The sequence below is a fragment of the Leptospira semungkisensis genome, assembly GCF_004770055.1.
GTDB lineage: Bacteria > Spirochaetota > Leptospiria > Leptospirales > Leptospiraceae > Leptospira_B > Leptospira_B semungkisensis.
This window is the reverse complement of sequence record NZ_RQEP01000005.1, coordinates 679,343-691,844: the sequence shown is the minus strand read 5'-3', so window position 1 is coordinate 691,844 and position 12,502 is coordinate 679,343. Positions and strand designations below refer to the sequence as shown.

At 41.6% G+C, this 12,502-nt stretch carries 11 protein-coding genes; 8 read left to right on the top strand and 3 right to left on the bottom strand.

Annotated features, from left to right (window positions below; genetic code table 11):
* Nucleotides 1-3 precede the first annotated feature (3 nt).
* The 4 genes from gyrB to lenA all read left to right on the top strand — a co-directional run bounded on the left by gyrB (nt 4) and on the right by lenA (nt 6,241).
* Nucleotides 4-1,914 carry a DNA topoisomerase (ATP-hydrolyzing) subunit B gene (gene gyrB / locus EHO59_RS03375; RefSeq protein WP_135584734.1) on the top strand — a complete coding sequence of 637 codons (1,911 nt, stop codon included), beginning with the start codon at nt 4-6 and terminating at the stop codon, nt 1,912-1,914.
* 29 nt (nt 1,915-1,943) lie between these two features.
* Nucleotides 1,944-4,457 carry a DNA gyrase subunit A gene (gene gyrA, locus EHO59_RS03370; RefSeq protein WP_135584732.1) on the top strand — a complete coding sequence of 838 codons (2,514 nt, stop codon included), beginning with the start codon at nt 1,944-1,946 and terminating at the stop codon, nt 4,455-4,457.
* Nucleotides 4,454-5,407 (top strand): tRNA dihydrouridine synthase, encoded by a 954-nt coding sequence (locus tag EHO59_RS03365; protein WP_135584730.1) that lies wholly within the window; start codon nt 4,454-4,456, stop codon nt 5,405-5,407. The genes gyrA and EHO59_RS03365 overlap by 4 nt, the downstream gene beginning before the upstream one ends.
* Before the next feature lie 81 nt (nt 5,408-5,488).
* The gene (gene lenA / locus EHO59_RS03360; protein WP_135584728.1) at nt 5,489-6,241 is read left to right on the top strand and encodes a lipoprotein LenA; all 753 of its coding nucleotides are present in this window, start codon (nt 5,489-5,491) and stop codon (nt 6,239-6,241) included.
* Between the two features lie 109 nt (nt 6,242-6,350).
* On the opposite strand, the gene EHO59_RS03355 is transcribed toward lenA, so the two are convergent.
* Complete coding sequence (locus EHO59_RS03355) at nt 6,351-6,905, bottom strand: lipoprotein LipL21 (RefSeq protein WP_135586463.1); 555 nt, start codon at nt 6,903-6,905, stop codon at nt 6,351-6,353.
* A 134-nt stretch (nt 6,906-7,039) separates the two neighbouring features.
* Here EHO59_RS03355 and EHO59_RS03350 point away from each other — a divergent pair, with 134 nt between their 5' ends.
* A complete protein-coding gene (locus tag EHO59_RS03350) occupies nt 7,040-8,617 on the top strand; it encodes an LIC10012 family protein (RefSeq protein WP_135584726.1) in 1,578 nt (525 codons plus the stop codon).
* Nucleotides 8,618-8,624: 7 nt separating this feature from the next.
* Nucleotides 8,625-9,521: an AAA-type ATPase lid domain-containing protein gene (locus EHO59_RS03345; protein WP_135584724.1), complete on the top strand. Its 897-nt coding sequence runs from the start codon at nt 8,625-8,627 to the stop codon at nt 9,519-9,521.
* On the opposite strand, the gene holA is transcribed toward EHO59_RS03345, so the two are convergent.
* A complete protein-coding gene (gene holA, locus EHO59_RS03340) occupies nt 9,466-10,575 on the bottom strand; it encodes a DNA polymerase III subunit delta (RefSeq protein WP_135584723.1) in 1,110 nt (369 codons plus the stop codon). The two genes, EHO59_RS03345 and holA, sit on opposite strands and share 56 nt — an antisense overlap.
* Nucleotides 10,576-10,683: 108 nt before the next feature.
* Between holA and EHO59_RS03335 the strand changes: the two genes are divergently transcribed.
* Nucleotides 10,684-10,902: a hypothetical protein gene (locus EHO59_RS03335; RefSeq protein ID WP_135584721.1), complete on the top strand. Its 219-nt coding sequence runs from the start codon at nt 10,684-10,686 to the stop codon at nt 10,900-10,902.
* A 91-nt stretch (nt 10,903-10,993) separates the two neighbouring features.
* Here the strand turns inward: EHO59_RS03335 and EHO59_RS03330 are convergent, their stop codons facing one another.
* Nucleotides 10,994-11,548: a nucleoside triphosphate pyrophosphatase gene (locus tag EHO59_RS03330; protein WP_135584719.1), complete on the bottom strand. Its 555-nt coding sequence runs from the start codon at nt 11,546-11,548 to the stop codon at nt 10,994-10,996.
* 72 nt (nt 11,549-11,620) lie between these two features.
* On the opposite strand from EHO59_RS03330, the gene EHO59_RS03325 reads away from it, so the two are divergent.
* Nucleotides 11,621-12,502, top strand: coding sequence for a hypothetical protein (locus EHO59_RS03325; RefSeq protein WP_135584717.1), 882 nt, complete (start codon nt 11,621-11,623; stop codon nt 12,500-12,502).

Here is a 12,502-nt window from a genome sequence, read left to right as displayed (position 1 = left end):
TGGATGAGCCAACCAGACAGTAGTTATAGCGCAGGTCAGATCAAGATCCTAGAGGGTTTAGAGGCCGTACGCAAGCGTCCCGGAATGTATATCGGAACCCAGGATGAGAGCGGGCTTCATAAAATGGTATACGAGGTTGTGGACAACTCGGTGGACGAGGCCATGGCCGGTCACTGTACCGAGATCTCTATCTCTATTCTTCCTGATAATATAATTGAAGTGAAAGATAATGGTAGGGGAATTCCAACTGCCATTCACCCTGAGAAAAATATTTCTACGATCGAAGTCGTTATGACCATTTTGCACGCAGGTGGTAAGTTTGAGAACGACGCTTATAAGGTTTCCGGAGGTCTTCACGGGGTTGGGGTTTCTGTAGTAAACGCTCTTTCTGAATGGTTGGAGGTAGAAGTTTACCAAAGCGGCAAGGTTCACCAACAAAAGTATTCCAGAGGAGTTCCTCAGGGACCTGTCCAAGTAATTGGAGAGTCTTCAGATCGAGGAACAGTAGTTCGTTTTAAGCCGGATGCTGGTATCTTTACCACAACCGAATTCCAATATGACGTTCTTACTTCTCGCTTTAGAGAACTTGCCTTCTTAAATAAAGGCTTAAAACTGATTGTTCAGGATAAGAGAAAAGCCGAGTCCGAAAAGCATGAGTTCCTTTTCGATGGAGGTATCGTTTCCTTCGTAGAATATCTAAACGAGAACAAACATCCTCTTCACAAGACGATCCATTTCGAGAGAAATAAAGACGATGTAGTCGCTGAGATCGCGATCCAATATTCGGATACTTACTCCGAGAATATATTCTGTTTTACGAATAATATTAATAACAACCTGGGTGGAACTCACTTAGAAGGTTTTCGTGCAGCTCTGACGAGAACGTTAAACGATTTCTTGAAGAAGGACCAGCAACTTTCCAAGAAGCAAGCCGCACTTTCCGGAGAGGATCTTAAAGAAGGAATCACTGCAGTTATCTCGGTAAAAATTCCTCAGCCTCAGTTCAACTCTCAGACAAAAGAGAAGTTGGTAAACGCAGAGATCAAAGGGATCATGCAGACGCTTACTGGAGAAGGTTTGTCTCTTTTCTTTGAAGAGAACCCTACAGTTACTAAGAAGATATTAGAAAAATGTATATTAGCCGCTAAAGCAAGAGAGGCGGCACGTAAGGCAAGAGATCTTACTCGTAGAAAGACAGTTCTTGAAGGAGGCGGTCTTCCTGGTAAACTTGCAGACTGTTCCGAAAAAGATCCTGCCGCTTCTGAACTCTATATTGTTGAGGGAGATTCCGCCGGTGGATCCGCTAAGCAAGGTAGGGACAGAAATTACCAAGCAATTCTTCCGTTGAAAGGAAAGATTCTGAACGTAGAGAAATCTCGCTTGGACAAGATCTTAGGCAACGAAGAAATCCGAACCTTGGTTTCTGCACTTGGAACCGGGATCGGTGAAGATGAATTCAACGTGGATAAGATCCGTTATCATAAGATCTTTATTATGACGGATGCGGACATCGACGGATCACATATTAGAACTTTATTATTAACCTTCTTCTTCCGTTATATGAAATCGGTGATCGAAAGAGGATTCTTATATGTGGCTCAACCTCCATTGTATTTGATCCGTCACGGAAAGACAGCAACGTATTTATACTCGGATAAAGAGAAAGACGAATACATGAAAGAGTTGGGAACTGAAAAAGCGGTTATCCAACGTTATAAAGGTCTTGGGGAAATGAATCCGGAACAATTATGGGAGACCACGATGGATCCGGAGAAACGAGTCGTTCTGAAAGTGAAATTAGACGACTATGTAGAAGCCGAAGACACATTTAATATATTGATGGGAGATGAAGTCGTCCCTAGACGTAGATTCATCGAAATTAATGCGGCGAAAGTCGCAAACCTGGATCTTTGAAAGATAGAAATAGGGAGCTCTAAAATAGAATGAGCCAAGAGATGGAGAATGAGACAAAGACCCTAGGGTTTAGCCCTGCTTCTCGCCCGGATATAGGCGAGGCGCTTAAGAACGGTGTCAGAGTCATTCCGGTTGAAATAGAAGATCAAATGAAAGAAGCCTACTTAGGTTACGCGATGAGCGTTATCGTAGGTAGAGCTCTTCCGGATGTGAGAGACGGTTTGAAACCGGTCCACAGAAGGATCCTTCATGCTATGAATGAAAGAGCATGGAGAAGTGATCGTCCTTATGTAAAATGCGCTAAGATCGTCGGAGAGGTGATCGGTAACTATCACCCGCACGGAGATAGCGCAGTATACGATGCGTTAGTCCGCATGGTTCAGGATTTTTCTCTTAGAGTTCCTCTCATTGATGGACAAGGGAACTTCGGATCCGTGGACGGCGATAATCCGGCGGCGTATCGATACACAGAAGCTCGTCTCGAAAAAATCGCCGAAGAACTTCTGAGAGATATCGAAAAAGAAACAGTCAATTTCTCTCCCAACTTCGATGATACCAAAGAGCAACCTGATGTTCTTCCTGCAAATTTTCCGAACCTACTTGTAAACGGTTCCTCCGGGATTGCAGTCGGGATGGCGACGAATATTCCTCCACACAACTTGGCGGAATGTATCGAAGCAGTTATCGCAGTCATTAGAAATCCTGATATTACGATTCCTGAATTATTGAAGATCGTTCCTGGTCCTGACTTCCCAACCGGTGGTATTATTATCGGCGGAGAAGGTTTACTCTCTGCGTATCATACAGGCCGCGGTTCCATTCGAATCCGCTCCAAAGTCGAGATAGAAGAGACCAAGAAAGGAAGAGAAGTAATCGTAATAACCGAAATCCCTTACCAAGTCAATAAACGAACTCTACTTGAAAAGATAGGAGAGTTGGTCAATGAGAAGCAGGTAGAAGGTGTTTCGGAAATCTTAGATCTTTCTAACCGAAAAGGGATCAGAGTCGAGATCCATATTAAAAAAGATGCAAATGCTCAGGTAATCTTGAACCAGCTTCTGAAGCTGACTCAGTTGCAGGTTAGTTATGGAATTACCATGCTTGCTATCTTGGATAATAAACCTAAGATCTTTAATATAAAAGAGATCCTGGTTTCTTATTCCATTCATAGAAAAGAAGTCATTGTTCGTAGAACTCAATTCGATCTAGATAAGGCAGAAAAACGTGCTCATATTTTAGAAGGATTGAAGATCGCTTTAGAGAATATCGAAGAAGTGATCAAGGTCATTCGCGCTTCCAAAAATGCTGCAGAAGCAAAAGAGCAATTGATGGCGCGCTTTGTTCTTTCGGATGTTCAGGCAGACGCAATCTTAGAAATGAGATTGCAGAGACTGACTTCTTTAGAAGTACAAAAAGTCATCGATGAGTTAGCAGAAGTCAGACTCATGATCTTGGATTACAAGGATATCTTGGCTAAACCGGAAAGAGTTGCCGACATCGTTTGCACGGAACTTTCTGAAGTTTCCGATAAGTTTGGAAATAAGAGAAAGACTGAGATCAGCCTAGAAAGCGTAGAATCTTCCTCCTTTAATGCGGAAGACTTGATCGCAGATGAAGAAATGGTCATTCAGATTACTTATGATCAATTCGTTAAACGTCTACCTCTAGATACATTCAAGAGACAGCGCAGAGGCGGTAAAGGGATCCAGGGACTTTCTCAAAAACGAGATGATATCGTTAAGATCATGAAGTCTGCAATGACTCACGATAACGTAATGTTCTTCTCGAATATCGGAAAAGTCTATATGATGAAAGCCTACGAGCTTCCGCAAGCTTCCAAAGAGGCTCGAGGAAAATCCTTAAAAGCAATCATTGGTTTAAGCGAAGGAGAGAATGTTTCCGCAGTCTTCACTTTTAGAGCGGAAGATAAACAAAAAGATCTTCTACTTGTAACCAAGAAAGGTTTCATCAAACGGGTTGAATTATCAGAATTTTCTAATGTAAAAAAATCTGGAATTATCGCTATCGGCTTGAGAGAAGGCGACGAGCTCATCGCAGTTGTTTCCGTAGAGAAAGGCGATGATTTCATGATCTTCTCCGCAAATGGCCAGGCACTTCGAATCGAAATGGATTTAATTCGAGCTCAAGGGAGAACGGCCCAAGGTGTCACCGGAATGCGTTTATCCTCCGATGATTCTATCGTAGGACTTTCTAAAGTGGTAGAAGGCGACGATATCTTTGTGATTTCCGAGAATGGCTACGGCAAACGCTTAGGTTTCGAAGAGTTCGGAACAAAAGGCCGAGGCGGAAAAGGAATGACCTTCTTGAAAATCGGAGAAAAGAACGGCGCAGCAGTCGGAGTCGGTTCCGTCGGTGGAGAAGATGAGATCATTCTAGTCACTCAACAAGGAATGGTAATCCGAACCGAAGCAAGCCAGATCTCGAAAATGGGGAGAACTGCTGTCGGTGTTCGAGTAGTAGATATCAAAGACAACGATAAAGTCCAAGACTTTACGGTGATCCGAGAAAGTAAGGAAAAATGATTCGGATCGGATCAGTCGAGATTCCCGGTTGGTTGGCCATGTCGCCCATGGCCGGGATCAGCGACAGCCCGACTCGGACAATGGCCAGAAGATACGGCTCCGCCTTTTCTTATACTGAATTCGTATCAACAGATAGCCTCGCAGTAGGTTCAAAAAAAGCCCTTTCTCTATTAAGATTTCGTGAAGAAGAAAGACCGATCACTTTTCAGATCTTTGGCAATAAATTAGAAATTATCGTAGAGGCCGCAAAACGGATTCGAGATTTGAATCCGGATATCATAGATCTAAACATGGGCTGCCCTGCTCGAAATGTTTCCATGCGTGGTTCCGGAGTCGGATTACTTCGAAAGCCAGTATATGCAGGAAAAATAATAGAAGAAATGCGCAAAGCCTTGGATATTCCGGTAACCGCAAAGATCCGATTGGGTTGGGATGATTCCTCTCGAAATTATATGGAAGTCTCTCGCATCTTGGAAGAATCGGGAGCCATGGCTATTTCCGTTCATGGTCGCACCAGAGAAATGGGATACTCCGGAAAAGCGGATTGGGACGCAATCGCCGATGTGAAATCGGAAAGAAAGATCCCAATCTTTGGGAATGGTGATGTATCTTCTTATGAGGATGCAGTTCGCAGAAAAAAAGAATCCGGAGTAGACGGAGTCCTGGTCGGAAGAAATTCCATCGGAAATCCTTGGATCTTTTCAAATAAGATCAGAGAAGAGTTATCTTTCTCCGAGATACTATTCACCACTTTCGATCATTTACAATTGATGAGAGAGACTTTCGGTGATAAGGTAGGACTTACCCTTCTTAGAAAGCATTTAGTAAGATACCTCCAAAGCAGAGAGCAGATTCAACCGATCCGAGTGGAACTTCTTAGAATGGAAGACCCGGATCTTCTCATTAGAACATTACAAGAATTGAATCGAGAGCCGGCGCTGAGCGTTTAACTCCTTCTTCTCCCAAGAATGGGATTGACAAAGGATTTTCAAAATAGGCAGATAATGAATTTCCCGAAGGAGATTCTTGGAATGGGAATTGGCAATAAAATTCTAACCGCATTTGTATTCGCGGCAATGATCGTACTATTCGTATGTAAGAAGGAGGAAGCTCCTGTTCCTCAAATCGTAGGAACAAAATACTCAGGATTTGATCAATCGATCTATAAAAAACCAGGCACAACTAGCAAGACTGAGTTCGTTACCACAGTGTACGGAATGGAAGAAGTTACTGGTCTTGAAATAGTGAATCACGAAGGACTGGATGCAAAAGGGAACAAAACTGTAACCGAATATCTAAAACTGAAAACGGTAGATAACAAAGAAGGATATGCTCCTTCTAAAAATTTCTTCGAGGCGGTTCTGTTTGCAGTTGGTGATGGAGACCAAGCATTTGTGAAGAATTCCTTAACTTCTCCTACCAAAGGAAAATTAGAAAGAGGCATGTATTGCTTCGAGATAGAATCCAACGGAGATTTTGCTAAGGTGAACTGCTACGGTTCCATTTTGAAAAATGGAAAGTTGAATAATCTCTTAGGAATTTGGATCCAACCGAACTCCCCTACATTATCTAAAGATCCATTGCTTGGAGATAGTCTTCGAAATCTAAAAGCAGCTAGCGCAACCTTGATCGAACTCGCAAAGGCGGGTGATGATACTGCTAAGCAGGATAAATTAAAGGCAGAAGCTTCTAAAACACTTAAGACAGTTGCGGATAAGGGAGATCAGTTCTTAGAGGATGCAAATGCTCTTGCAACAGAGTTCGGTTTGTCCTTAACCGAATAAAAATTTCAAATCGATCAGAATAGAAAAAGATTTAGGCAATAAAAAACCCCACTACTAAATTGAATAGTGGGGTTTTGCATTTAAGCAGACTAAAGTCTGGAAAATTAAATTATTTTCCAACCTCTTGTGCTTTTGCAACGAGAGCGTCGCGTCCGCCAGGGAACTTAGCGTAAATTACGCATTGGCACTCTTCCCAGTTGTCTTTAGAAACATCTTTAGGATCAGAACCAGCTCCAGTAGCTTTACACTCGTAAACTCCCACTCCTTTTACAACACCTGCAGATTGAGAAACGATTACAGAAGCAGTTGCCTCGCCGTCGGATACTCCGGAAGCGGATTCAACAGTCTCACCAACCATTTTCTTAACTACGTCGGAAGCGCCTTGTAGACGAGAAGCTTCGCGGCAAGTAGACTGCATCATTGCAGGGCTTTTTTTAGCGACTGCTTTAGCAGATGCGCGAGAAGAGAACTTCATGTAGTAATAATCTTTTGGATTAGTGTCCTTAGGAGTTTTACCGTCGTTTCTTTGCTCAGGTGGTCCACCCCAACCTTCGAAAGACCATCCTCCGTCACCTACGGAAGTTGCATCTTTTTGGGCAGTATTTGCTCCGCAATAGGTTAGTAATGCAGCGGATAGCGAAATAGCGATTAGTTTCTTGATCATCATTTTCTCCTTGATCAGATGGAATTGAGGAATATATCCGATAAACGGATTCCGCAAGCTATTTTTTAATGACTACGTTTAAATTTGAATTTGGTTCGCTTACGAGGAAAAATAAATTTATTCGCAACGCACAATTGTCAATAAATTTCCTTATACTCATCTTAGTTCTGTTACTTTTAACGACGAACGACGCAATAGCGACGACGATCGCTTTTCTTCCGGGAAGTTGGGAAGGTCAGGCACCTCAATCGATTGAAGGAACGGGAGAAAAGCCTTTTGAACTCGCAAGGTTGGGTCAGTTTTACGCAACGAGAATCTATTCTGTTCAATTAAAAGAACAGATGATCAATTCTTCCGATCCGGAAATAAAAGATTTTCTAATTCCGCAGCTGCCTCGGGACAAATTCAAACAAACTTGCTACAGACTAAAAGCGGATTATGTAGTAAGAGATATGATAGAGATCCACGAGAAGATTCGGATCGATCGGTCGGTTTATGACTGTAATTTATCGAAAATGGAAGAATACTCCGTAATCGGTCGAAAGGACGTGTTCGACACGATAGAAAGGTTGACCAAAGAATCCTTTCCTTTGGTTCCAAAGAAGCAAAAGAAAGAAATACATAATAAGGAATTAGTCAGAGCAAATAAAACGCAGATCTTCGTTTTGGATGCTTCTTATTCCTACGCGCCTGAGCGAAAAGAATTTATGTCGCAATTGGAAGCGATCTCTTGGCAACCGGAAACAAAATTTAGGCTCATAGTTTTCAGTGAGAACGGATCCAAAGTTTTTCCTGAATCCTCTCGTTCAGAATTCATCAAACAATGGAAGGATTTTAAATCGGAAGGTAAATCGGATACCGAACATTTAACCAACGCATTACTTAAACTTAGAAGGGTTTTAGCGTCGGAAGATTCTCCCGGAAAGAAAAAAGAACGAACTGTTACCATTCTTACCAATGCAAAAGCGGCGAATATGATCAATGGATATGGTTCTGCTATCGAAGGCTTGCGACAACTGGGAGCGCCTGTTTCTATTTTATATTCTTCTTATTCTGGGCCTGAATCGAGAAGGGAACATAAGGAAGCAGCGAAAAGAGGTGCTCAGTTCAATGAAATCACATATTTTCAAAGAGTGGCAACTACTCGAGATTCCAAGACACTTGTATTCAAAGAAGGAAAACTTTATACTACGCCGCAGACTCCCGATTCGAAAGTAAATTTGGAAACAACGGATATGGAGAAGGTCGAATTTGCCGGAAAATATTCGGTAGGAGAATTCTTAAATCCATGGAGCCTTTCCTCGATCTATGAAGAAGTCCGAAAGGAGAAGGTGCTTACATCGGAACCGGTTCGAAGTAATTTTTCTTCGCAGTTCGCAAAGATTGTAAGTCTTACTTCGAATTCGGAATATTTTGGGAATTTCCCGAAAGCGCTTATAAAATCAGGTTCTAAGGCATTTTGGATCAGGATTCCTCTGACCACCGGATTCGGAGAAGGTAAAAAAGGTCTTTGGGCAGCCACGTTTCTTTCGTCCTCTTTTTCATCGGAGGGGGTCGAAGTAATACCGGAATCATTGGAATCCTATCCCTTCTCACCGGCAAAGACATTAGAATGCGATCCTTCGATTGCCCGAAATTATTTTCGGAACACGGAGAAATTTAAATTCGATTGTTTGGTTAGAGGAGAGATCTTGGAAGTTTCTCAGCCGTAGGCAGAAGATGGACGAATCTAGTTTTATTGCATTATCCCCTCTGACTCGAAAGATCCTGGAGAAGATGAAACAGGCTGTATCTTCGGATCTTCCTCTTTTACTCCTTGGAGAGAGCGGGACCGGAAAAAGTCATATCGGTTTTGCTTTCTACTCTCTTTGCAAAGAACGATTTCCTCAGTATCAGTCTTACGATTTTTCTATCTCAGAATCCGAAGAAGAAGTTGGCGAATTCTTTACTAAGTTAGACGGGAAAGGTGGTAGTATAATCTTTCTAGAAGGAGTTTCTAATCTAGGGCCAAATTTCCAGGTGCAACTTCTTCAAAAGATCAGAAATGAGAAAGGAAAGAATCGTTATCTTCTCTCGGACAATCCTGATTTTGCGGAGAAGGTAAAGTCAGGTCAGGTGCAGGAATCTCTTTTTGTCGAGATCCAGACTTTGCAGGTGCGACTTCCTACATTAAGAGATCGTAAAGAAGATATTCCTGCGTTTACTCGTCTTTTCTTGGAGCTGGTAGGCAAGAGATACAATCGCAAGAATATTAAGATTTCGGAAAAGCTTGGACGCTTTCTCTTGGAATATGACTATCCAGGAAATCTCCATCAGCTCAGGAACCTATTAGAAGGAATGGTCTCCATGCATAATGTAAAGACCTTGGATACAAAGCACCTTCCTCCCGAATTATTCGAGACAGGCTATAGACAGAATAGCGATCTTTCCGTTAGAACGGGAATACCTCTGAGAGATTATGAAAGAGAGATTATACGTCGTAATTTGATTTTAGTGAACGGAAATAGAGAGAAAGCGGCGAGGATCCTCGGAATTTCAGAAAGGACAATCTACAGAAAGATTACCGAGTTCGAGCTATTCGACTCGCAGGATGGAAAAACTCCTCCATCTTCCTAAAGAAGTAATAAATGGTTTCTTCCTTTTCGGAGCTTGTTTTTACTTTCTGGTTTATCTCAATCAAGAATTCATAAAGTTCCTTGATCTCCATATCGGAGAAAGAGGAACTTTCTCTTCTCAATCGTTTGAATGTGTGATTCTTTCTTGCGGGAGAATAGCTTTCAATTCCCAATAGAGAGGATTGTTCTTTCTCGCTTAACACCTTGTCGTATAAACGCAGAATGATCTTATAAATTCTCAGTTGATCCAGATGATCTTTTAATAATGTAAGAAAGATCAGAATAGAATCCTTTCCTATCTTGAATTTCGAGAACTCTCTAGAAAATCTTCCATAGTCTTTTTCGAAAAAGTAATCTACTATCTCCGACGAACTAAATTCGGAACTTTGAAAGAGAACTTCTCTTAGATCGGCGATGCCGAAAGATTTCTTTCCAAGATAGAGTTTTAGTTTTTCAAGATTTCTTAAATAAGCTCCGGCGCTCGGGCTGACTTTTAAGATGAATTCTTCTTCTGCCTCTTCGTCTAGTTTAACTTCGACTTCCTTGCAGGCTCTTAGAAACGCGTCCTTTCGTTTGTCGGGATAGATCTTGGAGGATTTAAAATAGGAAGATCCTTGCCCGAAGATAGAAAGAAGTTCCTTCGGAACATCCCAATGATCGTAATGAACGATGACTCTCACGGATTCAGGTAGATTGATCGAATAGGACTTGGGAGAATTCTTGGATTTATTCTTTCCAAGCAACGGTTTAAAGAAGGTGACTCCCGATTTGATAATGAATAATTTCTGGGCCGCGAACATATCCAGATTCGAAGCTTCACTTTGAAAATTCTCCAAATCTCCAGGTTCCGCTACAAAGACAACGATCTCATACGGATCAGCATTCTTCTTATAAGCGTTTTTATACAGGTCGCTAACCACTCCGAATTCGTAAGAATCTTGTGAAACCACAAAAAGAACTTGGGGAAGCGCCTCAATACTTGGCTTGGTCTTATGAAGAAAATCGATCAGATTCTCGTAAACGGTCGCTTCCTTCGGATTGGCCACGGAAATCATACTGGATCTGTTTCCTTCTCAGTCAAGCCTAGATCCTATTCTTTTCCTAAAGTGAATTACCAGTTTTTCCGATATATTTCTTAAGGCATCGCTTTGCCGGGAGGGAATATGAGGATCAGTGACGGCGTTCAGAGAATTTCCACACCGGAAGATTATCTTACTTATATCAAACCCATCCTGAATAAGTCGGAAGTGCCTGCGATAGAACCAATCCGCCAAAGGGATTTCTCAGATCTTGGAAAAGCTCTCCAGCTTTATGGTAAAGAAGGAGAACTATCAGGAAAAGAATCTTCTGCCAAAGGAAGATTTCTGGACTTCTACGCTTAATCTTTAAATTATTTTATATTTTTATAATATACTGACCACTATCTGCGATCAGTAAAATGCTTCTCTCGTCTTTCGAATCCTAAGATTCAATTTAGAGAAACCTTCCCCAAATCGAATGGTATAAAAAGAATTTCCGGATCGGAAATCCTAGAATATTACTATAAGACCCTTTATAAGATTTTGCGGGTGAATTCTTATCTTGGATTCCATACGCTCCCGCCTTATCAAAAGGTTTTGCTTCCAAAATATATGAGAGTATCTGTTTCTCTGTCCATTCATGGAACTCTACTTCTGAAGAATCATAATCAAAGATCTCTTTATCGGATGTGCGAATTCCTAAACCGGAGTATACGATATGAGATTTTCCGCTTAATGAGGATAACATCCGCAAGGCTTCCTCTTCGTTTAATGGTTTTTGTAAAATTTGATCCTGATAGACTACGATAGTGTCTGATGAAACGATCACCTGTTCGGTATTTGTAGGGACAGGTCCTAACTTTGAGAGAGTTACTCTCTGCAAATATTCCAGAGGCTTCTCTCCATCTCGACTCGCTTCATCTATTGGTAAGGGCGAGACTTGAAAATCGAGACCTAGAGAATGTAAGATCTCTTTTCGTCTCGGAGATTGGGACCTCAAAATCAACATATATCCAATCTAAAAGAAAAGCCTTGCCAGACACTCCTTTTCCCAGTATCAATGTCAGCACGGATTGATTCGATGAATTTCTTTTATAAGCGTTTTACGATATTCTTAAAATTTACGATCGGCATTTTTCTTTTGATAACTATAAATGCTTCCTTGTTCTCGCAAGAAGCAAGCAAGCCTCAAACAAAAGAAGGACAAGAAGCAAAGCCAGCCTCCAATCCAAATTCAGATCCCAAATCAAGAGCGTATTCCCTTCGTAAGAAGACTTGGATTTCTCTTCGATATCTTAGGACTAGCCTGCTGAACTTCGGTAAGAAGGCGGACTGGGATTCTTCACTTAGCGAATACTCTAAAGCTGAATCTTCCTTTCAGAGAGGAGAATGGGATTCTGCAGGAAATCAATTCCAAGTCTTGAAAACAAAGCTAGATCAGATTGCAGAAACTCAGGCGAAAGATGTCTTCTCTCGTTCAGAGGCATTAGAGAAGGATATCCAACCCAAAGTAGTGGATATGAAGCTGAACACTGACGCTCCCGGTAGACAGTACATTCCAGTGATGGAAAAACATCTGCAGATCTATAGAGACACTTGGCTTGCAGCTAAATTAGAAAGAGAGAATGGGAACCAAGGACAGAACTTATACTTGGCTAAGCAGGGACTTCTTCAGTTATATAAGGCTAAAATTCTTATGGAGAAAGCAAAGGAAGGTAAGCTGGAATCCGAAGAGAAATTATCCAAGAATCGCGTTTTAGAAACGGATTATTTAAGTCAGGAAGAAGTTAAATACTGGGATGACTGCTTGGAAGTTCTTAACGAACAAGAAGAGAAGAATCGATCAAAAGAAAAGCAGGCCATTCGAAATGTATACCAAGACCGAAAGGGCAAGAAACCGGAAGAATCTAAGAACCAGCCCGAATCTTCTAAGCCCTCTGCTTCCGAAAACGGTAAAAAATAA